Below are 23796 nucleotides of genomic sequence, written 5' to 3'. Positions count from 1 at the left end.
TTGATATGAAGCAAAGAAAGGAAATAAGCTATGTCGATGATGATCGAGGCTGAAGGCTTAAGCAAGACTTTCCGTATCACCAAACGGCGCCCTGGTTTTTTGGGCGGTTTGCGCAGCGTGGTCGATCCTGAAGTACGCACCGTCTCAGCTGTGCGGGAGCTGAACTTGCAAGTGAAAAGAGGCGAGATGATCGGCCTGGTAGGGCCCAATGGCGCGGGTAAAAGTACCACCATTAAGATGTTGACCGGCATTTTGATGCCTTCCGCGGGCCAGTTACGTGTAGCGGGTTTGCTTCCTGTGCGCCAGCGCCGAGAGCTGGCGGGTCGTATCGGAGTTGTCTTTGGGCAGCGGTCCCAGCTCTGGTGGGATCTACCATTGCAGGATTCTTTGCAGTTATTGCGTCACCTCTATCGGGTGCCTGAACAGCGCCACCAGCACAATCTTGGCCAGTTGCGTAAGATGTTGGACCTCGACGAGTTCATGGATACCCCGGTACGGCAGCTCTCGCTAGGACAGCGTATGCGAGGGGATCTGGCGGCAGCTTTATTGCATGATCCAGAGTTATTGTATCTGGATGAACCCACCATCGGACTCGATGTAGTTGCCAAAGCGCGTATTCGGGAGTTTTTATTGTCGCTAAATGCTGAGCGTGGCACCACTGTCCTGATTACGACCCACGATATGGACGATATCGAAACCCTGTGTCCGCGCATGCTGATCGTTGATCATGGTCGTAAGCTTTATGATGGAACGGTTGATACTATTCGTGAGCGTTTTGGTGGTCAGCGAACCCTGGTCGCGGTATTGGAAGCGAACGAGACGGTGGCATTATCAACCTTGCCAATGGATGAGATAGGGAACTCCAGTCTGCCTGATTTGCCACCGGGAGTGCGTCTCCAAAAGATAGAAGGGCCACGTCTTGAACTGAGTTTTGGGCGTGATACCATGCCTGCGCATGAATTAGTGGCCTGGTTAGGGGCGCGGTATCGCTTGCGGGATGTTACCTTTCTGGAGCCAGAAATTGAAGCTGTCATTCGGCGTATCTACGAAGAAAATCTGTTGATTGAAGACAGTAGCATTGCTGTCTAAATTTTGATCCCTATTCAACTATTGTAAGGAGAGTAGTGCTCGTGTATGCTTAATGGCGGCGATGCATTGTCACTGGATGCTTTTTGAGCGTAAGAATGGGACACTACTCATGTTGATACTTATCTTCCTGTTACGGGTGGTGGTGTTTGGACTGGGCTTTTTTATTGTCGGTGCCACCTTTCTGTCAGCACTGCGTACCTTTGTATTACCACGCAGTGCGACAGACATTTTCAGTCGAACAGTTTTTATCTGGATGCGCTACCTGGTTGAGATTCGCATGCGAGGGCTGTCAACGTTTAGACAGCGTGATCGGGCCATGGAACTTTATGCCCCACTAAGCCTGCTCGCGCTTCTGGTGGTCTGGTTGGTGTGTATCCAGCTTGGTTATATGTGTATGATCTGGGCGGTTGATGGGGCCTTATGGTATGATGCCTTTAAGATCAGTGGTTCGTCCTTACTGACATTAGGTTTCTCAGTCGTAGATAATTTCCCTTCTACCCTGCTGGTCTTTTCAGAAGCCATCATTGGCCTGGTGTTAATTGCCCTGTTAATTGCCTACTTGCCCACAATCTATTCAGCCTTTGAGCGGCGTGAATCGGCGGTCACCATGCTCGAAGTGCGTGCTGGCTCACCGCCATCGGCTGTTGAAATGATCATCCGCTATAGCCGTTTGAAACGTTTAGACCAGCTAGGAGAGATCTGGACCGCCTGGGAGGTCTGGTTTGTCGATATTGAGGAGAGCCATACCTCGCTGGCCGCGCTCTCTTTTTTGCGCTCACCGCAGCCGCATAGATCATGGGTCACCGCCGCCGGAGCCGTACTGGACGCAGCGTCCCTGGTCCTCTCCTCGGTTGATATTCCCCGTGACTCACAAGCTGATCTATGCATTCGGGCGGGCTACTTATCCTTGCGCTACATTTGTGAGCTATTTCGCATTCCTTATCATCCCAATCCAGATGCCACCGATCCCATCAGCATATCTCGCTCAGAATTTGAGGTTGCGCTTGATCAGATGGTGGCCGCAGGTGTACCTGTGTTGCAGGATCGTGAGCAGGCCTGGAAAGATTACCGTGGGTGGCGCGTCAACTATGATACCGTTCTGCTGGCTCTAGCCGAGCTAACCATGGCTCCTACAGCTCCCTGGTCTTCGGATCGTCTGCTAAAGAATGCTCCACCTGTCGTGTTACGCTGGCGCAAAGGCGCAAAGCCAGTTGAGACACATGAATGGCTTCCACCTTCGGATCTCTAGCCATAAAAATTGGTCTGTGTAGAATATAACGTTTGTTTCTGGTAGAAGTTCTACACGGACCAATTTTTGTGTCTGAGATGAAATATAAATATTCCTCGCTTTAATCGTTCAATGTAAACTAAAGACTGATTGCGCAGTGGGATTCAAAAGTTCTTCTGTATGGGGATGAAAGAAAAATATCTGGTCTGGATTGATGGCTATGGTTAGAATCTGACCATCCTTAATGCTAAAGTTATCCTTGAACTCTGCCATGAATTCTGTATGCTGGCTTGCACGTAGCAACACAGTTCGGCGGCCCATCATAGGGCCTGAATGAATCACCTGGGCACGTAACATCACCCGTGGGGCTGGACCCATCGTATTAATAGACCATTCGGGCACAATAATATTGGGGCGTATGCCCAGAATGATTTTGGATTGTGGACCTAACCTGGAGAGTAGTGGCGTCCATTGGGGTGGAAAAGAGAAGCTCAGACTATCTGTTCGCAGATAGTAGCGTGTGCCGACCAATTGAATATAGCCTTCAATAGTATTGAGAGGGGGATCGCACAGGAAGCGGGCCACAAAGAGATTGGCCGGCGTCTGGACCAACTCATCCGGTGTCCCGACTTGTTGAATGCGTCCCTGGGAGATAACGCCGATACGATTGGCCATACTAAAGGCCTCATAGTGATCCTGGGTAATATAAATGCCAGGTTTTTTTTTGATGCGCTGCACCATCAAAATCTCCTGGCGTGTACGTCGGCGTGTCGTGGGATCTAGCTGTGAAATGGGCTCATCAAAAAGATAGAGATCTGCATCTTTGATCATTACGCGTCCGATGGCTACGCGTTGTAGTTCTCCACCCGAAAGGTTACGCGTCTGTCGTGCTAACTTTTCCCGCAGTCCGAGCATCTCCGCAACCATCTGGACCCGCATCTCCACTTCCTCCTTAGGGAAGCGGCGAAAACGGAGACCCTGAGCAATATTATCATAGACTGACATAGTAGGATTGATGCCATAATCCTGAAATACCACTGCGATATTGCGCTGGGCCGACTCTTTAGTGGTAATATCTTCCTCATTAAGTAAAATAGTGCCATTATCTGGTTGCTCAAAACCACAAATCATCCGTAATATGGTCGTTTTTCCACTGTCCGATGGCCCCAGCAAGACGAAGAGCTCATCCTCATCAACTGTAAAGCTGACATCTTTAACAGCCAACTTATTTCCGTATTGCTTTGAAATGTTCTGCACTTCAAGCTTACTCATACATTTTAATCTCCATTGATAAACATGGCCTGCATGCTTACACCAATTTGGAAGGACATGCGCTGAGTGGCAAAAAAATCTTCTTGTGTATAGAACGCTCAACTGTTAAAAAAATATCAACGTCATATTCCTGCGAGACCGTTTTGCCTATAGAGCTTTAATTATCATTTGTATGAGAAATGATAGTTAACGAATCCATGGAAAAAGCCAGACGTCCTCATGGCGATAAATTCATCTCACGCCGCAGTTTAGATTTTTGATCTTGCGTTTCTTTGTATAGCTACATTTACCAGGGCTTTTTCATATTCCTCTTTGGCGCCTGCGGTGCCGGGTTGGGAATGTGGAGTGTGTGGTGGGCAAGCCGCCCACCACACACTCCACACCTGAAATAATGGGCCTCTTATTGCTTGCTCGTGATCTCGATGTTTGCAAGTGGGGAGGAGGCTGCGGCCGCCCACCACACACTTCACACATGAAAGAAGGTCCATCGTATCGCTTGCTCGTGATCTCCCTGCGATCTCTGGATGAACATTAAAAAGCCCTGTACATTTACTGATATGAATGCAAAACATAGACCAGTACTGGTATACTTGCTCTATATATGCAGTGCACTGTCTTCCTTATAAACAGGCAGAAAGATGATGCGATTGCAACTTTAAAACTTCGGAGGTATCCGATCCATGGGTTCTAAGGAACAACCAGTACAGGAGACGGCTGCTCAGCAGCATGCGGATTCATCTCGTTCTTCTGGCACTACACAGGTGGCGACAACACCAAAATCAGGTTCAGTCGACACAGCGGAGAACCATGAGAAGGTTCGGCGCGCAGCCGACTTTCGTGCTTTATGGACGCGGCGATTGATCGTTGGCGCGGCAATCTTGATCTGGGCTATTCTTTTCTACTTCTTTTTTATGGCTTTGGCACGTGTCGGGGCAGCTCTGACGCTGATCTTTGCGGGCGCGCTTCTGGCATACCTTATTTATCCGATTGTGCTCTTTCTCGAACGCTTCATTCCACATGTTATCGCTATCGTGATCGTCTTTGCGATGCTCCTGGCCGTTTTATGCCTGCTGGTCGCCAGCGTTGGGCAGGCTGTCTTTGGTCAGATTGCCGCATTACCAGGTTTGATCAGCTGGTTGCAAAGCAGAGATGGACAACAGCAGATCCATGGCATCTTGAATAACCTGAGCAAAGTTGGCATTTCCAGCAATCAGATCAACGCTACGCTCAACCAGATCTTTGTGCAACTCCAACATTTTCTTTATGGACTTATTCCATTCTGGCAGGGGACATTCAATGTCCTGATCGATATTATTGTGGTGGCAACCGTGGCGGTCTACTTTATCCAGTCTGGTCCACGTATGATCCACTGGATGCGTGAGCAATCCTTTTTCTCGTACCAGAAAGAGGTTAATTTTCTGCTCGATGAAATTGATCGCGCCATAGGCGGCTACTTTCGCGGACTCTTTATTGTAGGAGCCATCGCTGGTGTGCTGACATGGCTTGTTCTGTGGTTACTGGGCGTCCCCTATGCTGTCTTATTAGGCTTGATTGTCTTTGTCTCCAATTTCATCCCGGTCATTGGTGGCTATATCGGCGGACCTCTCTGCATCTTGATGGCGATCCCACAGGGTTGGGTCACAGTCCTGATTGTCGCGGTCTTTGTGTTTCTGCTTCAAGGTGTCTTCCTGGGGCAGATCCTGAGCCCACGCATTCTGGGAAAAGCGGTCGGCATCCATCCTATCCTGGCCATCTTCGCGTTGTTTGCAGGCAGTGAGTTATTCGGCATCGTCGGCGGCATCCTGGCCGTACCCGTGGTCGGAGTCATTCAACATATTGTTGTGGCTGCCTGGAGTAAGCGCAAGCAGCTCCATCCAGAAGAGATCGTCCAGGAGCTCATTCCCTAGAGAAACGCTCCCACCAGAACCAGCTTATCAGGCGGTTCTGGTGGGAGCGTTTCTCTAGGGACACGCATTTGACATCCACCCTCCAGAAAAATGACGAAATTCTCTCTATTTTCGCGTCCTCTGCAAATGGTAATAAACGTATAGAGTGAACAGATTTTGCGGGACCTGGTCTCTGTCGGTGGAACTGCAGGGATGAAAATCAACGGGTGTCCGATAGGCTTAGTCGACTAACCTCACACGCATGGCTTTGATGACGCCGCGTTTCGTCTTCTTGCCTTCGGCCAGGATTGTCTGGCCCTCCTGCAGTGCCAGGAGCCTTGCAAGCGGTATATGTTCCCCTGACTTGTTGAGTACCTGTGTTTGCTTGTTTACGCGCACCGCAAGGACCTGGACCTCGTCGGTATCCTGTTTTTTGAACTTGCCGGCAACGATGATAGTTGGCTGTTTCCCTTGAGGTGCAATGCTTCCAATAACTTCTATGTTATAGGCTGATTTCTGCCAGGTTGGGGTTTGCCCCTCGTTCTGCGGGTGCGTTTGTCGTGACGCGTTTGCTGGCTGCTGTTCAGCGAGCGGGAGTTGTTCCTGAGGGGAGGGGTTTGCTTTCTGCGATGATTTCTCAAATAGTGGGCCTGCATAGGTTCGTGGAACGGCAACGTGCAGTGCCTTTGGCCTGGCATCGAAGTGATAATCGACCAGCATCTGTTCTGGATCGTCGGTTTGTTGCAAGGCACGCTGCTCCGCTTTTGGTAGGAGATCTTCGGGTTTGACCGTACTCCCGTCCACCTGGATATCGATAGAGGCGGGGATGCGCAGCGAAAAGTGCGTGCCATGGAAATAGGTTGTGATATTTCTGTCTGGCTTGTGTTGTGTGAGTAATGAAATGGCCTGTCCAACCGTCTTTAGCGGACCATTGGCGGTAATTAACGTGACGTAGAGTAATCCATCATCGGCGCGCGAACCCGGTTCTATGTTGACCGCTCCTGCGAAGAGAGGCACCTTGCTTACATACGCTTCCCAAACATCTCCACGCCAGTGAGCTGTGATATTGCCCTTGTCGTCTGTTTGCTGAAGTTCGACGGGAAACGGGCGCTGCCTGGGGAGCTCTTTTGCAGCGGCCAGGTCGAAGGCCAGCGGACCGACCCGATACTTTAGAGGTTTGGACATATGCGCCATCATTGCTGCATCCAGGCCGATGCCAACGTTTAGCAAGAAATAGTGCCTGGTTTTTGTTGATTCTTTTGACTTTTTCAACTTTTTCCCATTAGGGGCTGGTTGCCGGACGTCTTTGGAATCATTAGCAGAAGTCAGACCGGTTGCTTCGAGATGGCCGAGATCAAGGCTGCGTGGTTCGCTATCTACAAGGGCCAGGGCGGCTTTCACGGGATCTTCCGGCATCTCTATTGCCTTTGCCCATACGTTGAAGGTGCCTCCTGGTATATCTCGGCGATTGTACCCTTCCCCTGGGCATACATGGTGCCATTGAGGAGGGCACTCAAAGTTCCATCGCCGCCGTAGCCGATCACGAGCGCATATTTCTCTTTGGCTGCCTTCTGTGCCAGTTGCAGTGTCTCGCCCCCATATTCCTTCAGGGCGACGTCGGTTTTCCAGCCCGCAGCGGATAGAACGGTTGCTATCTCAGGGACGTGCACCAGATGCTCCCCTGATCTAAGATCAACGATGATACAAGCGTTTTTGTTTCCCATGTGTTTCTTTCCCCTCATGCAAAGCAATAACTGATCCTTGAGACGAATACGGGCTAGAAACATGCTCAGTTTCAAATGGGCCGGCCCATTTGAAGCGATCTCCGGCCTCTTCTGCACAACTTCTTTTGAGGTGTTGGGATCTTCAATGCGCTTAATCATATAGTCATTTCTTGTAAGGTGATTTGCAATTGCAGATAGTATATAATGCAATATATTGTAACAGGTAACCCGTGTCCAGCATCTGGAGAGGTTGTTTCAGCAGAGTAGTTGAGACTTGGGGGAATAGGCCCGGTTCATCATCTTACTTATTGTTACCTACTAGCGTCTAGGGACAGGATGCTTTTCAGTTATGACGACGTACTCAAACGCGATTAGTGTATTTCTTTCGTATGCTCATGAAGATGAGCCATTGCGCAATGAATTCGTGAAGCATCTCCGTTCACTTGAACGTCAGGGACTCATCTCGACCTGGTTTGATCGGAAGATTGTTCCAGGCACGAATTGGTCTGAGATGATTGATGAACGATTAGATCGCGCATCGATCATCCTTCTGTTGGTCAGCTCGGATTTCCTCGCATCGGAGTACTGCTATCAGGTCGAAATGAAACGTGCACTGGCTCGCGAACAGGCTGGCCAGGCACGCGCCATTCCCGTGATATTGCGTCCAACTGACTGGAATGGCGCTCCTTTTGCCCACCTACAAGTCTTGCCAACTGATGCCAAGGCAATTACCACATGGGGTAATCGGGATGAGGCGTTTGTGGATGTGGTATCTGGTATTCGCCGAGCCATCGAAGATCTGGCATTGCTGCCAGCCACCTCCACACGTGCCACTTTGCCCTCCATCTGGAACATTCCTTACCCGCGCAATCCCTTCTTCATGGGGCGAGATGAGGTTCTTTCACAGTTACATACCCAATTGCAAGCGGGCCAGACAATGGCACTTTCCCAATCACCTACTGCTATCAGCGGGCTGGGGGGGATCGGCAAGACGCAGATAGCCACGGAATACGCTTACCGCTACCATCAGGACTATGAAGCAATCATGTGGACGCGTGCTGAGAGCCGGGATGCGCTCATCTCCTCTTATATCGCAATTGCCAGGCTTCTTAAGCTTCCAGAATGTGACGCAGATGAGCAGGAGATTACCATCGATGCCGTCAAGAGGTGGTTGCAAAACCATCAGAAGTGGCTGATCATTCTCGATAATGCGGATGAGTTGGATGTGTTGCCGCCGTTTTTGCCCACTGTTCCGGGAGGGCATATTCTGTTGACGACCCGCGCCTGGGATATGCAGCGGCTTGCGATGCGTTTGGAGGTAGCGACACTGTCCGATGAGCAAGGGGCTGCGTTGCTTTTGCGACGAGCGGGGATTCTGGCTCCTGAGGCCGATTTGACACAAGCATGTATTGAAGATCGGCAATTATCAATCTCAATCACACACGAACTGGGTGGATTGCCCCTGGCTTTAGACCAGGCTGGAGCTTATTTGGAAGCGACTGGGATGGGCATGCAGGAGTATCAGGAGATCTATCAGGCCCATCGACAAGCACTGCTCCGCGAGCGTCGTTCCCACATTCCCGATCATCCAGAGCCAGTGGCGACCACCTGGTCTCTTTCCTTTCAGAAGGTTGAGGAAAAGAATCCAGCCGCTGCTGATCTGCTGCGCTTGTGCTCGTTCCTGTCTCCTGATGCAATTCCTGAAGAGATCCTGACAGCAGGTGCCTCATTGCTTGGATCGATACTCGCTCCCGTTGCTGCAGATGTCTTTCAACGCAATCAAGCTTTCGAAGCGTTGCGCGCGTATTCGTTGATCCGACGCAATCCGACGGAGAAAACCCTTTCAATCCATCGATTGGTCCAGGCTGTACTCCAGGACACCTTGAAAGAAGAAGAAAAACATATCTGGGGAGAACGTGCGGTGCTCGTAGTGGCTGCAGGGTTTCCTCATGCGGAGCATGGCACCTGGCCACAGTGTGAGCGCCTCTTGACGCAGGCATTGGTCGCAATACAGTGGATTGAACGGTCCCAAGCGCGCAGTGAGCAGGTAGCGCGTTTGCTCTATGAGACGGCATCGTATCTTAAGGATCGTGCTCGTTATAGCGAAACGGAGCCATTGTACCAGCGCGCTCTGCGCATCAGGGAGCAGCAATTGGGGCCTGATCATCCTGATGTGGTTTACCTGCTTAATAGCCTGGCGATCCTCTACACTGAGCAGGGTAGGTACAGCGAGGCGGAGCCACTGTACCAGCGTGTTCTGCACATCTGTGAGCAGCAATTAGGATCCGACCAGCCCGATGCGGCTGTTGTGTTCAATAATCTAGCACACCTCTACACTGAGCAGGGCAAGTACAGCGAGGCGGAGCCACTGTACCAGCGCACTCTGCATATCTATGAGCAGCAATTGGGGCTTAGCCATCCCCAGGTGGCTATCGCGCTCAATAACCTGGCGAACCTCTACGTTGAGCAGGGTAGGTACAGCGAGGCGGAGCCGCTCTACCAGAGTACTCTGCATATCAGGGAGCAGCAATTAGGGCCTGATCATCCCGATGTGGCCTATCCGCTCAATGGGCTGGCGACCCTCTATTATATGCAGGGCAAGTATAGCGAGGTGGAGTCACTGTATCAGCGCGCTCTGCATATCAGGGAGCAGCAATTGGGACTCGACCACCCTGGTGTGGCTACTGTGCTCAATGGGCTGGCGAGCCTCTACGCTGATCAAGGTAAGTACAGCGAGGCGGAGCCACTGTATCATCGTGCTCTGTGTATCAGGGAGCAACAATTGGGACTCGACCATCCTGGTGTGGCTACTGTGCTCAATAACCTGGCGATTTTTTACGTTGAGCAAGGTAAGTACAGCGAGGCGGAGCCACTGTATCTGCGCGTTCTGGGTATCGAGGAGCAACAATTGGGGCTCGACCATCCTGATGTGGCTATCACGCTCAATAACCTGGCGAGCCTCTACTCTAAACAGGGTGATCATGCGGAGGCAGTGCCACTGTATCAGTGCGCTCTACATATCATAGAACAGAGTTTGGGACCTGAGCATCCTCACACGAAAATGGTACGTGCAAATTATGCAAAACTCTTACCATGGATAGAACCTCACACATGCCAGGACGAATAGAAAAGGTTCCTGGTTTTTTCTGTATGTGGTGTATTTTCTTATGGTAGTTCTGTGCACTTTGAGTATTCTTAAGAAGCCGCTTGTATTGCAGCCCGGGCAAGGAAAAATCTGACATCCACTTGCGTGAACAAAAGGGGATAACACCGATCAGTTTTGCACAAGAACTGTAGCGTGGTGAGCGTGACGCGGACGTTGGAGAGGGCTATAGTCTGGTCAAAAATGGGGAATTGTGTTATTGTTATGAACAGGACAATTTTATTGGGAATACTCGTCCTCACAGATCGTAATACATTCTTAGAGGAAATGCTTATGGATAGTTCTCTTCAACGTGCTAATCCCGCTATTGACGATAGAGATAGCGCTGTCGTCGCTAATTATGAGGAGGATGCGCTGGCTACTGAGGAGGAACATCATATCCACTTACCGAATCCTAGCTTGTGGCCTGTACTGCTCAGTGTTGCAATTCTGGTTTCGATAGTTGGTCTGCTGTTCGTTCCCGATGCGCCATGGCTAACTCTGGTTGGCGCTGTCTTCGTGCTGGTGGGTATCCTGGGATGGGCACTAGAAGATCCGATGGCTGCTCCAGAGGAGACATATGTTTCTTCTCCACAGTTAGGCGGAGCTCTGGCAAAATTTCATATTGGTCAAACGGTTATTGATAGAAATGGTGAGTCTCTCGGCACTGTGCAGGCTCGCCTGGGCAATTACATTTTGTCCGATCGCGGTGGTCTCTCCATGAAGGTTTATTATGTGCCGCTGCGTTTTATTGAAAATGACGTTGTCAATAATGTTGTACGCCTGAAGGTTAACGAATTGGATCTGCTGAAGCGCGGTCTCGACCGTGTTCCTGCTGATCTCTATGATGAGACACCTGATTTTGGTGTGCCCCAGGTAAAAGGTGTGCCAATGTTTGCACGTGGTCCGTTATCTCCTGCAGAGACTGGTCACTACAACTATGGTCCAAACTTTCCTGGTATCAACACCGATGCCGCTGGTTCATACCTGCCTGATGAAGTACGCCCAACGCCTCAGCGTTATGTATCTGACCGCCGTGGCTACAATACACGTAGATCTCTCCCACCACGTGTCGCTGCCGCAGACTAAAACAACAAGGGATGTGAGCTCGACTCACATCCCTTTTTTATGCCCCACATTTCGTGTGACCGCGTAGCTTTTTCGTCTTTAGAAGCCAGACCCCTATTGATAATCGTAGAAGCCTTTGCCGCTCTTCTTGCCATAGTGTCCGGATTGTACCATGCGACGCAACAAGGGAGGAGGCGCATACAGGGGATCTTTGTATTCATCATAGATGGCTTCAGCCGCCCAGAGGGTCGTATCGAGCCCTACGTAGTCCAGGAGCGTGAATGGACCCATTGGATAGCCGCAGCCAAGCTTCATGGCTGTATCAATATCATCGCGCGTGGCTACGCCATTTTCCAGCATGCGCACTGCGGAGATCAGATAGGGGATCAACAGGAAGTTGACAATAAAGCCTGCGGTATCTTTGGCGAGCACTGGTGTTTTACCCAGCGAGCGCGCAAACTGCTGCACGGTCTCGATGGTTTCATCCGAGGTCGAAATAGTGCGTACAATTTCAACCAGCTGCATGACCGGGGCTGGATTAAAGAAATGCAGGCCAGCTATTTTATCTGGACGTTTGGTGACCGCGCCCATCTGTGTTACACTTAATGATGAGGTGTTGCTTAATAGCAAGGCCTCGGGTTTGAGTAAGCGATCAAGAGCAGGATATAAGCGGAGCTTCTCCTCCATATTCTCGATGACAGCCTCGATAATCACATCACAATCGGCCAGATCCTCCAGTTCGATTGTTCCGCGCAGGTGCTCACGTGTCTCTGCCGCTTGTTGCGCCGTTAACTTGCCTTTACTCTCCATTTTATGCCAGGCAGCATCGATGCGTGCTAATCCCTTATCGAGTAGTTCTTGATTGACCTCGCGCACAACTGTTATATAGCCAGACTGTGCACAAGTCTGCGCGATGCCTCCACCCATCAGACCGCATCCGATAACGCCAACTTTGCGAATTTCCATTGATGCTTTTTTCTCCTCTAGTCACAAATATAGACAAAGAAATATCGCCCTGGAACTCATCGAGACAAAAATATCTACGCGGAGCGGGCGAATTGATCAACAAGATCATTGTTCCAATTATCTGTCTTATATATACGCTTTTTTATTGAGCGATGGTGTAGAACCGAAAAAAAAGCCATGGACCAATTTTAGGATGATAGAGCATCAGCCTGTTCATTACGTTGGAAAGTTTGCCAGCGGGCCATAACAGAAGCGATCAGAGGTTTGCCCTCGATCTGGCGTTCTTGTGGCATCCGCCATCCCTTATAGTTGCTATGGGCTGCCACCGCTGGACCAAGCTCGTTTTTGATAATGAATGTATAATCCTCGGGATTGGGAGGGAACAGGTAGCCATGGTGTGCATCTTCAAGATAGAAGTAGTGTCCATGTTCCTGGTGCCAGCGGCGAATGTTGTCCTGGCCATGCACACGCAGGCCGAGCCCACTTTGTTCTAAGTCATAAACGAGTGGACCAATAGGAAAACAGTGTAGATGAGCGTGGTAGACTGTTTGATGGAATATGCCATGTTCCCAATACACAGGCTCTGCATAATTGAGTTCAAAAAAGTGTCGCACTTCTTGTTTTAGTGCGTATATTTCATCATCGAGGGAGGCCGGGACATCACCATAGCAAGTATAGTGTTGTTTGGGGATAATCAGAATATGTCCTTCAATCAGGGGCGCGTAATCGGCTACCAGGCGTAAATTTTGTGTTTCCTTCATTGTCAGTGACTCTATATTCTCCACCTGACAGAATGTGCATTCTTTTATGTTATTTGTAGTGGTTTGATGATCCGAAGATGCGCCGCTCTGACGTTGCATGCAAGGTACTCCTTTTTCTCGCTATGTTCCTGTTTAAGCAGAGCATATGTGTATGCAGAGCTATATTATATATAAGTATGCCACAAGTGGGCACATTGGGGGCCTGCCATATGACCTACCAGTAATGGGAGACGCCGTTCACACATCACTAGTGGCTTCTTTGATTGCTGGTAGGTCATATGGTTATCAAGAGTATGCTGACAATCGTGATTTAGCCAGCGTGACGGAAGCCTGCTTCATTCATCGTAAGCGAGTTGCCTTCAGCCTGTATACCAGCCTCGATGACTTCCGCAATCACCAGCGTTGAATCGCCTGCTGGCACAGTATTGCGTACTGCGCAGGCGACCCATGAGAGTGCATCATGTAAGACCGGATAGATATTTTGTTGCATGCTATAGTCGATGCCCGCCAACTTATTGGGATTTTTTGTTATAAGAGCGGCCGAGTTGCCCTGCCAGCTCACGCTGACCGGTTTTTAAGACATTGATGGTGAATGTCTGGCTATGCTGGATCATCGAAAGTGATTTGGCATCGTTCTCAATCGAGACCGCGATTAATGGTGGCTCGAAGGAGACCTGGGTCAACCAATTAGCTGTAAACGCATTTACGACCTCATCCTCTTTACTCATAATGATATAGAGGCCATATGTGAATGTGCGCAAAGCCTGTTTTTTTCACTGCCAGGTCCATGATTTTACCTCACTTGTATCGTATACAATTTACCTTTATTGTAACCTCTAAGCGATCTGGTAGCCAGCCATTATTATCAAGGCTGTTTAATTGATGGTACTTTGCAGCTATGAATACTGATATACCCTGAAACAGGCGTATAGAAGATAGTGGATCTACTAAAAGCGTGATAGGTTGGAAATGATCAAGGTCATTTGCCCGGTTGATATTTCTTTTATGTACTATTACGTGCTATTACGTACTATGAATATGTTTGTAAAAAGCATGCTTTCAATAGCATGTAAGCCATTGGATGGTTGTTTTGGAAAGGGGAACCGGATCTGTGCGAAAATTTTCACGCCTTGTTGGTTTAACCATATTATGGCTGTGTTTCATGTTGGTGTTGAGCAACTGTGGCTCCAGTAGTACAGGCAATACGTCGCCGCCTGTCACTACGCGTGCTACCACGGGCTCAAAGCCTACAGCGACCGCACAGCAAACCTCAAAGTCTGCTGTCGAAGAGATCTTAAACCATCTCACAGCGGGTAATCAGCGGGTCAAAGTGGCGGTAGCGGCTGATATGCGTACTGGAGCATTTGAGCAGGATCGCTATTTGAATGTGCCCCCACATATGCAGATTGCGGTTTATGCCCGGATTCCTAAGGCCCGTTTTATGGCGATTACGCCTGATGGAGATCTGCTGGTCTCGGTGCCTGATGAGGGAAGAGTCGTGCTTGTGCGAGCTTATCAACAGGGCAATCCCCAGATATCAGATTTTGCCACTGGCCTACGGCGGCCCCAGGATATTGTCTTTCATACCATTGGCCAGCAGACTTATGTCTATATTTCTGAGACCAATCAGATTGATCGCTATCGCTACCAAAAAGGAGATATGCAGGCTCATGATCGCCAGGTAGTGGTGAGTGGTTTACCAGATAGTAGTACAGCCGAATTGCGTGGCGCATATGGCCATGAATTGAAGAATATTGCTCTAGACAGCAACGACAAACTATACGTCTCGATTGCCTCAACCTGCAATGCCTGTCTGGCCGATACCCAGAGCAATCCGTTGCGTGGCGCGATCTACCAGTATAATGCAGATGGTACCCAGGGGCATCTCTATGCACACGGTTTGCGCAATGCAGAAGGCCTGGCTTTCGTTCCTGGTACCAATGTGCTCTGGGTTGCGGTCAATAATCGCGATAATATCTTATATCCTCATCAAGACGCAACGGGACAATATCAGCAACGTATTCCGGCCTATGTTGATAACCATCCTCCTGAGGAGTTTACGCATGTACAGGAAGGAGCCAACTATGGCTGGCCCTTCTGTAATCCTAATCCCGACCAGAGTGTTAATCATATGCCCTTTGATCGCGATGCCGAATTTAATGCCGATGGCCATGTGAACTGTGATCAGATGCAGCGTATCGATAAAGGGATCCAGGCTCATTCTGCGCCACTTGGCCTGACTTTCCTGCAAGATCCATTGGCACCAGACACACAGCGCACCGGTGCCTTGATCAGCTTACATGGCTCCTGGAATCGCACCGTGCCAACCGGCTATAAAGTCGCTTACTTCCCCTGGAACAGTCAAGCGCAGCAGCCAGAACAGCAAATCGACCTGGTTACCGGTTGGCAGGATAGCACAGCGGTCTGGGGACGCCCGGTTGATACCGCTATTGATCATCAAGGCAATATCTTTATCTCGGACGATTTAAGTGGTACCGTCTACAAACTAACATATCAGCCATAAATAGTATCAGGAGATTGCTACGACCTGTCCCCGGGTCATACTTTGAAGATCCTGCGGGGTGAGCTGAAAGACGGCAAAAGGAGTACCAGCGGCGGCCCAGATCTGTTCGTATTGTAAGAGATCCTGATCAATAAATGTGAGCAATGGTTCGGGATGGCCAATAGGGGCAACTCCACCAACGGCATAGCCTGTATGCTGGCGTACAAAGTCCGGGTCCGCACGCTCGATCGGCTCGCCGACGAGCGTGCCTAGCTGCTTCTCATTAACGCGATTGGAGCCGCTGGCTACTACTAGAACTGGACGATGAGTATGCTTGGTTTGAAAGACCAACGACTTCACGATCTGGGCTACCTGGCAGCCAATGGCTTGCGCCGCCTCTTTGGCGGTGCGTGTCGATTCCGCCAGCTCTTTGACCTGAGCTGTATAGCCCCGGCCTGTAATGCATCCTGCACAAATCTGGCTCGGGCCTTCATATCTTGCGACATAAAATATCTATCCTCCTGTTTTCCTCTATTGTAGTTATGCCGTCAATCATGCTACATACCCGTTTTTTCTGAATACACAAAAGGCGTGCAGCGCACGCCTTTTGTGTATTCAGAAAAAACAGGCGCGCATGCGCCTGGTAGCAAGCATCTTCTAAGCGCGTTTGGCACACAACTGATTGCTGGTTGGTTCGGCACAGCAGAACCAGGATTCAGTCAAATGTGGAAGTTCTTTGCGCTCTCCATACTGGCGCATTGCTTTGAAGGCAGAGAGTTTCTGCCCCTGCATGGCCAGTGCGCGGGCTTTGATCTGGAAAAATGTCATCACGGCATCTGAGCCCATCTGCTCAGCCTGTTCGACCAGCGTGGCCACCTGCGTCTGCAGCTCATCCATACGTGGGTCAGGATGTTTCCAGCGATAGCCAAAGGCCGTAGGATCGAATTCGCCGATCCAGCTTGCGCTGCCGGGTGTATCCAGGTGGGCTGAGCCAGGAGGAACCAGCAGGCGAATCGAGAGATGGACAGGATCGATATGCTCGATAAAGTGTCCCTGTTCGAAGAAGTTGAGTAGCTCAATATAGCTCTCAAGAGTCTCCCAGGGAGTAAACGGCAGCAGCGATGGACGCAGTGTAATCCCGACCTGTTCCATCTCGGCAAATGCCTCCGCCACATCGGCGGCCGTATGGTTTTTTGCCAGCTCTTGCAACACTGTATTATTGAGTGACTCAACCGCTGAAACCACAAAGACACAGCCGAGCTCTTTCAGTTCTGGCAGCAGATGTCGATGCTTTAGCAGGTGTTCGATTTTAATGGTGGCATCGAAGGTCAGTTCTGGAAATTCCTGGTGCATCGCACGCGTAATGCGTAACGCATGGGTGGGACCATTCCAGAAATCGGGATCGCCAAAGGTGATGTGTTGGGCACCCTGAGCTACCTGGGCGCGGATATCGGCCAGCACAATGTCTGCAGGAACCGCAAAGAAACGTCCATGATAGATTGGTGTCACAGGGCAATGGACGCAGGTGTGTTTGCAGCCGCGTGTCGCCTCGGTGTAGCCTACTATCCTGGTCTCTGTACCCTGTTCCATGCGAGCATAGCGATCCAGGGCAGGCAGATGGCTGCGTTCAGGCACAATAAAGGGTGTGCGCTGAATCCAGGGGCCACTAACATGTCCCCGACTATACACGCCTGGCACACCTTCATCTTTTTCTTGCTCGATGGCCGTGATCAACTGGCATAATGGAACCTCATATTCGCCCCCGATGGCCGCATCAATGGCATGCTGTTCCAATAGATGGTCCGCATTGAGTAGCGCATACAGTCCATAAAGACAGATATAGGCGTCTGGATTAAGCGTGCGAATACGTTGTGCAACTTGCTCACCCAGGCGCATCGCCGTATGCATTGGGACCGAGATCGCCACAAAGCGTGCCTGGCGAATAGCTTCATCCGAGAGTGTATCGAGCGCTGTATCAACGCATAGCGGTAGATAGCCAGCCTGCTCAAGCATAGCCGACAACGATGCCAGGTGAAATGGCTGATGTCCTAATTCATAGCACGAAATCAACAGAATCTCTCCGTGCTTTTTTATTTCTTTCGTGGTGCGCCTCCTCCTCCTTTACGTTGGGGTGCTCCTCCACCGCCTGCTCCGGCAGTCTCGGGGGTCCAACCGTCCGGCATGGCGGCATCCTGTCCAAAGAAGAACTCTTCCATTTGTTCACGTAGAATCTTACGCGCCTCCGGATCGGCCATATTCAGCCCATAGTGATTAATAATCAACACCTGCTGGGCTGGCCACATATCGTAGGCCTGCTGTGAAATTTGTTCAAAAATGCGCTGCCCCAGCTTTCCCGGGAAAGGAGGTTTCTCCAAACCAGGGAGTTCGCGCTGTAACTTTACGCAATAAACCGTTCTAGGCATATGAACTCTCTCCCATAAAGGGTACTGTTAAAAGACCATTGAGCAGCTCGCACTTGCCGTTAATGGAAAACGTTTGACAATGAATGCCCCATAGCCACTTACTTCTTATTGTACTATGTCGACAGCCATTTTTGCACGCTATTCTTTAAGTCATTTTGTGAGGTGCTCTTAAACGCCGCCAGCAAATTGTGGTCCGAGGATAGATTGTAATAATGAGATAACTGGTTGCTTATTTCCCACATATAAAACAATCAGTCGTCCGGATCTATAGAAATGAGGCGGTGCTACCCAATCGATAACGGCAGATCCGCTGGAACTTTTTTGTATGATATCCCCCTGTGAGGAGATACGTTTAGCCTCATTTTGCGCATCTTCACTGGTGAGATATTCGAAGATAGAGACCCTTTCACCTTTGATCAGCAGCCCATAGGGTGTGCCAGAGAAAAAATCACTATTTTGCGCATCTGCTTTCGTACCAGATACACCGACAGCCTGTAATTTTTTTACAAAAGAGGCATAATTAAGTGCATTTTTCTCCAGCTTCTCCTGTGTAGTATTTGTTTGTGCATTACCACATCCTATCAGGATCAGGCAGAGCAATAAAATACATGTACGCAGCCAAAGAATAGATTTTGGCATACAGCTTTCTCCTGTGCGGGTAGATGTGATATCTCGAATAAAATTATCGTCATAATAAGGACGCCTTTATGAGGTGCTGCGTTCCCCTTTCAGTGTACAAGAAAGCTTGTTTGACAGGGAAGCTGATATTTGTTACTATTTTTTTTGAACTTTTGTTTGCTTGCGTGCAGTAAATGGCAGGTGAGCAGCATGGCTAAGAGGGTAGGAAAGATGCCAGAAGCTTCTTCATCAGGGACGCGTGCCCTTTTCATGGGCATGGAATGTGATTTTTCTCTACCTGTACTAGAGGCACTCATCCAGCATGGAATCGAGGTCTGCGCGGTTGTTATTCCAGCGGACGGAGGCTCGCTACCCGGCATTCATGTCGCTCCGGCTATCCTGCCGAAAACTCCTGCTCGCCAATTGCGTGGCGCGTTGCCCATGCTCTCGACTACTCCAACACTTTCTCTTGTTCAGCAAGCCTGGGCTCACTCTATACCAGTCTGGCAGGTGCGCAAACTGAACGATCCAGAGACGCTGGCGACCCTCTCTGCTTATCAGGCTGATATTCTTTGCGTGGCCTGCTTCTCAAAGATCATTCCGTCTTCTATCCTGAACTTACCGCGCCTGGGTAGTCTGAATGTGCACCCTTCGTTGCTGCCAGCCAATCGTGGTCCACTCCCAATTTTTTGGACCTTGCTGGCCGGTGAAGAGCAGACCGGTGTCACGATCCATCAACTCACTGATAAATTGGATAGCGGCCCAATCCTGGCACAAGAAGCTATTGCGGTGCCCGAGGGAATTCGTTATGAAGAGTTGGAGGCGCTCTGCGCCCGGCGTGGCGCACAATTATTAGCACAGACCGTGCAAGATCTGGTCGCTGGCCATAGCCATGCTCAACCCCAGGACGAAGCAATGAGTAGTTATCATCCTTATCCAGGTGACAATGAATATGTAGTGAATGCTCATGAATGGGGAGCAAGACATCTATATAACTTTATTCGTGGTGTCGCCAGTGTCGAGCGGCCAGTTGAAGTTCTGTGCCAGGATCGTTATCTGTTAGCGAGCGACGCCATTTCTTATAGTTTTCATGCTGAAATGAAGATTATGGATGCTATACAGCAAGATGGTCATGGGGAAGCGACAATTGTCTGTCGCGACGGCCACCTGCGAGTATACTGTATTTGATAGACTAGATGATGTGTTTTTTGACATGTTGCAGGAAGAGGATAAAGCCAGGCAGTGTATCTTAAACGACTAGAAATGCTTGGGTTCAAGAGTTTTGCCTCGCGAACCTTTCTCGAATTTAGCCCTGGTATTACGGCGGTGGTAGGGCCCAATGGTGCTGGGAAATCCAATGTAGCAGACTCTATGCGCTGGGTACTGGGTGAGCAGAGTATGCGGCAGTTACGTGGGAAGAAAAGTGACGACATTATCTTTGCGGGGGGACAGGGGAAAGCGCCGCTCGGGATGGCAGAGGTATCGCTTACACTCGATAACAGCACTGGCTGGGTGCCCTCCGAATACAGTGAGATCACCGTTACACGGCGTAGCTACCGTTCAGGCGAGAATGAATACCTTATCAATAAGCAAAAGGTCCGCCTTAAAGATGTCTTATTGCTACTGGCGCAGGCGCGGATTGGGCATGATTCTTATACCGTGGTGGGCCAGGGCCTGATTGATGCAGCCTTGAGTTTGAGGGCTGAGGAGCGACGCGCGCTATTCGAGGATGCCGCCGGTATCCGTCCTTTTCAGGTGCAGCGTACTGATGCCGAGAATCGTTTGAAGCAGACCGAACAGAACGTTGAACGTCTGCGCGATATTGTGAGTGAGATCGAGCCGCGCCTGGCTCCTCTGGCTGAGCAGGCCAAACGGGCTGTAGAGTTCTCGCAGTTGAATGATGAGTTGCATGATGTATTGCTCTCATGGTATGCGCTGCAGTGGCGGCGCTTACATGTGACGCGCGAGTACGCCGAGCGCGCAGAGCGGGAACAGGGTCAGAAGGTCCGCCAGGGCGAGGTGGCGTTACAGATGCTCACCGAGCAGTCGCAGACACTACGCAGCAAGCGGCAGCAGATTCAGACGAAGATCAGCGAGGCGCGTATCGCCTGCGATAAAGCCAATGAATTGGTACGCAGATTGGAGCGCGACCTGGCGGTGAACGAAGAGCGCATTGGAGGTCTTGAGCGACAGCGCAACGATATTCAGGCGGAAGAGCGCCGTTTACGGGAGCGCTCGATTGCACTACAAAAGCAATCTATCGATCTAGAAGAGCAATGTGACCTGGCGGACGAGGCGGTTGATAATGGCTCAACCCAACTGGCCAGCTTAGAAGGCAAAGTCGCACAGGCGCAGAAAGAATATGAGATGGATGAGCGCCGCCTGCGCTCGGCCCAGAGCGATCTGGTGCAGGTACAGGCGCGCCTGGGTTCAACCCAGACCGAGCTAGGGCGTTTGCAGAAGCAGCTGGGAGAGCGCAACCGCACCCTGGCCAGCCGCCGAGACACAATCTCCCAGTCCCAGCAATCCCAGCGGACCCTGGAGGGTCGACTGGTTGAGGAGCGTGGTCGGCTGGAGACGGTGCGCACCGAAGAGCAACAACTGCTCCAGCGTAAACAAAGTATCTCCAAAGCCATCGCTGACGCTCAGCAGGAACTGGAGCGTATGAAAGGCACCCTGGCCGAGGCCGAGCGCCGTAAGCGCACCACCGTAGATCGCCTGAATATGCTTAAAAACTGGCGCCAGAGTCTCAGCGGCTATAGCGATGGCGTGCGGGCACTGCTGCGTGCACCCGCCGACTCTATCAGCGGCCTGGTTGGTCCTGTGCCGCAATTAGGTGTCGTCTCCAGTGGAATGGAAATGGCCCTCGAGGCTGCCCTTGGCCCCTATATGCAAGCTGTCGTGGTACAAACCCTGGCAGATGCGCAACGTGGCCTCGCGTATCTCCAGAAGACGCAGGCAGGCCGGGCCATGATTATCTGGATGGAGCGCATTGAAGAGGATGAGGACGAGGATATCCAGGAGGTGCGCACTATTCAGGGCCAGGTGGAAGAACGTGTGCTGCAGCGTTACCTGGAAACGGTCCCTGAATTACAGCCACGCATCCTGGGCTTCGCGTGGAAACATCTCAGATGTGAGACCCGCTTTATCCCAATCTTTCTACGCCTCTTGCATGGTGTGGTGTTGGCCCAGGATCTTGCCGCGGCCCATGAGTTATTGGCCTGGGGCATGGAACTAAGTATCTCCTCTGATAGCGATCTACCTTTTACATCTCTGGTTACCCTGGATGGGGAGGTTCTGCACCTGGATGGTTGGCTGACGGGTGGCAATGGCAAAGCAGGGGCACAACAAGGCTTGCTGGCTCATGAGCGTGAGTTGCGTGAGCTACCACAGCACCTGGACGAGATCAATCTTATGATCAATCAGTTGCATGACATGATGAGTGAGGCGCAGCGGAAACAGGAAGGGCGGCGCGCCGAGCAGAATACAACTGAGAAAGAACTGCAGAAGGTTGTTGGTCGCATCAATGAAATCAATAAAGGCTTGAATGCCTCCCAGCGTGAACTGGAACGCGTCCAGACCGAGATTCGGCTGGCGGCCTCGATTGAGCAGCAACTGGCGTCAGAAGTGGCGGGTCTGGAGCAAGAAGTGACCGCAGCTCAGGAACGCGCACGTACCCACGAGAAGTCGCAGCGGGAGATGACCGGACTGGTTGAGGAGCTTCAAATCGAGATGGAGGAGCGAGCGACCAGCTATCGGCGGCAGCAGGATGAATTGGGGCGGGAGCGTACAGCCCTGGCTGTTAAACGGCAGGAGGCACGTTCACTGCGCCAGCAACTCTCAACGCTGCAAACCCAGGCCCAGGACCTAAAAACACAGGTTCAACAACAGGTTACGCGTATCAAAGAAGCGGAACAGCAGCATCAGAGCTTGCAAGAGTCGATCACCCGGCAACGTACAGATCTAGAAGAGGCCCGGCAACGCGCACAGACCCTGACCGAGGAGCTACGTGTTGTAGAGGGTACCCTGGCCGAGGTTGAGCAGCAAATTCTGTCTCAGGAGCAGCAACGCAGCAAGATGCAGCAGAGCACGCGTGAATTGGAAGCAACCTATCGTCGTTCTCTGTTGGATAGCCAAAAAGCACGCGATGCGCTGGAGACCCTGCTCGCACAATTACAAGAAGAGATGGGCATTACAGATCCGGAAGAGTTAACACGGCATATGCAGCAGGCAGGTGAAGTTGTCGATGGTGTTGTTTCCAGCGAAGCATTGAATGGCCAGAATGGGCAGCCTGGACATTCTCAAGCAAAGAGTAATGACCACGCCGAGCTGGCTGTGGCTGTACAGAATGGTGCCCAGGTTCAGGTGGGTGTAGTCGATCAGCTAACGGAAGAAGAAGAGACGCAGCTGCGCAAGTACCGGCGTCGCATTGAATCTCTGCGCAGTCGGATTAAGGCCATGGGAGGCTGTGATGTGAATGCGCCACAATTATACACAGAGACTAAAACGCGCTATGATTTTCTCTCATCGCAGATAGCTGATCTGGATCAGGCCGCGCAACAACTCTATACTATTATCAGCCAGCTTGATGTCACCATGGCCCGGCAATTTGAAGAGACCTTCCAGGCGGTCAACACACGTTTCAAAGAACACTTTACCACCCTCTTTAATGGCGGCACGGCACGCCTGGAGTTAATGGCCGCTAAAGGTAGCGAAGAAGAGGGGGTTCCACCTTCCAGCATGCCCGGTGGGGTCGAGGTCATCGTCCAGCCTCCCGGTAAAAAAGTACAGGATCTCTCATTGCTCTCAGGCGGTGAACGAGCACTGGTCTCAGCTGCCCTACTCTTCTCTTTGCTGGAGATCAATCCACCGCCATTCTGTTTGTTGGATGAAGTAGATGCCGCTCTCGACGAATCCAATGTTACGCGCTTCTGTGACATCCTGAAGCGGCTGGCCCAGCGCACCCAATTTATTGTAATCACCCATAATCGTGTGACCATGACCGCGGCCCAGGCCATCTACGGTGTCACCATGCGTGAAAGCGCCTCCCGCCTTCTCTCATTGCGCCTCGAACAGGTACCCGCCTCCGCCAGTCGCTAAAACTGCTTTTGAGCTA

At 50.9% G+C, this 23796-nt stretch carries 19 protein-coding genes; 8 read left to right on the top strand and 11 right to left on the bottom strand.

The window, feature by feature from the left end; all coding sequences use genetic code 11:
- The first annotated feature begins 30 nt into the window (after positions 1–30).
- Entirely contained in the window at positions 31–1089 is a 1059-nt protein-coding gene (locus EL645_RS01470; protein ID WP_126548400.1) for an ABC transporter ATP-binding protein, read from the top strand.
- Positions 1090–1198: 109 nt separating this feature from the next.
- Positions 1199–2338, top strand: a complete 1140-nt coding sequence (locus tag EL645_RS01465; RefSeq protein ID WP_246035244.1) for a hypothetical protein — start codon at positions 1199–1201, stop codon at positions 2336–2338.
- Between the two features lie 108 nt (positions 2339–2446).
- Here the strand turns inward: EL645_RS01465 and EL645_RS01460 are convergent, their stop codons facing one another.
- Positions 2447–3589 (bottom strand): ABC transporter ATP-binding protein, encoded by a 1143-nt coding sequence (locus tag EL645_RS01460; RefSeq protein WP_126548399.1) that lies wholly within the window; start codon positions 3587–3589, stop codon positions 2447–2449.
- A 680-nt stretch (positions 3590–4269) separates the two neighbouring features.
- Between EL645_RS01460 and EL645_RS01455 the strand changes: the two genes are divergently transcribed.
- Positions 4270–5496 carry an AI-2E family transporter gene (locus EL645_RS01455; RefSeq protein ID WP_126548398.1) on the top strand — a complete coding sequence of 409 codons (1227 nt, stop codon included), beginning with the start codon at positions 4270–4272 and terminating at the stop codon, positions 5494–5496.
- A gap of 219 nt (positions 5497–5715) precedes the next feature.
- Here the strand turns inward: EL645_RS01455 and EL645_RS01450 are convergent, their stop codons facing one another.
- Positions 5716–6891: a diacylglycerol/lipid kinase family protein gene (locus EL645_RS01450; RefSeq protein WP_126548397.1), complete on the bottom strand. Its 1176-nt coding sequence runs from the start codon at positions 6889–6891 to the stop codon at positions 5716–5718.
- A gap of 2 nt (positions 6892–6893) precedes the next feature.
- A complete protein-coding gene (locus EL645_RS01445) occupies positions 6894–7358 on the bottom strand; it encodes a diacylglycerol kinase family protein (protein ID WP_126548396.1) in 465 nt (154 codons plus the stop codon).
- Between the two features lie 190 nt (positions 7359–7548).
- Here EL645_RS01445 and fxsT point away from each other — a divergent pair, with 190 nt between their 5' ends.
- Positions 7549–10326 carry an FxSxx-COOH system tetratricopeptide repeat protein gene (gene fxsT / locus EL645_RS01440; RefSeq protein ID WP_126548395.1) on the top strand — a complete coding sequence of 926 codons (2778 nt, stop codon included), beginning with the start codon at positions 7549–7551 and terminating at the stop codon, positions 10324–10326.
- A gap of 309 nt (positions 10327–10635) precedes the next feature.
- A complete protein-coding gene (locus EL645_RS01435) occupies positions 10636–11430 on the top strand; it encodes a PRC-barrel domain-containing protein (protein ID WP_126548394.1) in 795 nt (264 codons plus the stop codon).
- A gap of 93 nt (positions 11431–11523) precedes the next feature.
- On the opposite strand, the gene EL645_RS01430 is transcribed toward EL645_RS01435, so the two are convergent.
- The 4 genes from EL645_RS01430 to EL645_RS43750 form a co-directional block, all read right to left on the bottom strand.
- A complete protein-coding gene (locus tag EL645_RS01430) occupies positions 11524–12375 on the bottom strand; it encodes a 3-hydroxyacyl-CoA dehydrogenase family protein (protein ID WP_126548393.1) in 852 nt (283 codons plus the stop codon).
- Positions 12376–12563: 188 nt separating this feature from the next.
- A complete protein-coding gene (locus tag EL645_RS01425; RefSeq protein WP_126548392.1) occupies positions 12564–13235 on the bottom strand; it encodes an HIT family protein in 672 nt (223 codons plus the stop codon).
- 211 nt (positions 13236–13446) lie between these two features.
- On the bottom strand, positions 13447–13626 hold the full coding sequence (locus tag EL645_RS43755) for a flavin reductase family protein (RefSeq protein ID WP_281276249.1): 180 nt from the start codon (positions 13624–13626) through the stop codon (positions 13447–13449).
- A gap of 22 nt (positions 13627–13648) precedes the next feature.
- Positions 13649–13897 (bottom strand): flavin reductase family protein, encoded by a 249-nt coding sequence (locus tag EL645_RS43750; protein ID WP_281276248.1) that lies wholly within the window; start codon positions 13895–13897, stop codon positions 13649–13651.
- 350 nt (positions 13898–14247) lie between these two features.
- On the opposite strand from EL645_RS43750, the gene EL645_RS01415 reads away from it, so the two are divergent.
- A complete protein-coding gene (locus tag EL645_RS01415; protein ID WP_218031659.1) occupies positions 14248–15660 on the top strand; it encodes a PQQ-dependent sugar dehydrogenase in 1413 nt (470 codons plus the stop codon).
- Positions 15661–15666: 6 nt separating this feature from the next.
- Here the strand turns inward: EL645_RS01415 and EL645_RS01410 are convergent, their stop codons facing one another.
- The 4 genes from EL645_RS01410 to EL645_RS01395 all read right to left on the bottom strand — a co-directional run bounded on the left by EL645_RS01410 (position 15667) and on the right by EL645_RS01395 (position 18701).
- Positions 15667–15999: a YbaK/EbsC family protein gene (locus EL645_RS01410; protein WP_246035243.1), complete on the bottom strand. Its 333-nt coding sequence runs from the start codon at positions 15997–15999 to the stop codon at positions 15667–15669.
- A 297-nt stretch (positions 16000–16296) separates the two neighbouring features.
- On the bottom strand, positions 16297–17733 hold the full coding sequence (locus EL645_RS01405; protein WP_281276369.1) for a CUAEP/CCAEP-tail radical SAM (seleno)protein: 1437 nt from the start codon (positions 17731–17733) through the stop codon (positions 16297–16299).
- Positions 17730–18062: an oxidative damage protection protein gene (locus tag EL645_RS01400; protein ID WP_126548391.1), complete on the bottom strand. Its 333-nt coding sequence runs from the start codon at positions 18060–18062 to the stop codon at positions 17730–17732. Before EL645_RS01400 ends, EL645_RS01405 begins: the two co-directional genes overlap by 4 nt.
- A 168-nt stretch (positions 18063–18230) precedes the next feature.
- Positions 18231–18701, bottom strand: a complete 471-nt coding sequence (locus EL645_RS01395) for a hypothetical protein (protein ID WP_126548390.1) — start codon at positions 18699–18701, stop codon at positions 18231–18233.
- Between the two features lie 189 nt (positions 18702–18890).
- On the opposite strand from EL645_RS01395, the gene EL645_RS01390 reads away from it, so the two are divergent.
- Together EL645_RS01390 and smc are read left to right on the top strand one after the other, a co-directional pair.
- Complete coding sequence (locus EL645_RS01390; protein WP_126548389.1) at positions 18891–19868, top strand: methionyl-tRNA formyltransferase; 978 nt, start codon at positions 18891–18893, stop codon at positions 19866–19868.
- 54 nt (positions 19869–19922) lie between these two features.
- A complete protein-coding gene (gene smc, locus EL645_RS01385; RefSeq protein WP_136625150.1) occupies positions 19923–23780 on the top strand; it encodes a chromosome segregation protein SMC in 3858 nt (1285 codons plus the stop codon).
- The last annotated feature ends 16 nt before the right edge of the window (positions 23781–23796 follow it).

The organism is Dictyobacter kobayashii, from assembly GCF_003967555.1.
In the GTDB taxonomy this organism is placed as follows: domain Bacteria; phylum Chloroflexota; class Ktedonobacteria; order Ktedonobacterales; family Ktedonobacteraceae; genus Dictyobacter; species Dictyobacter kobayashii.
This window is presented reverse-complemented; position numbering and strand designations above follow the sequence as displayed.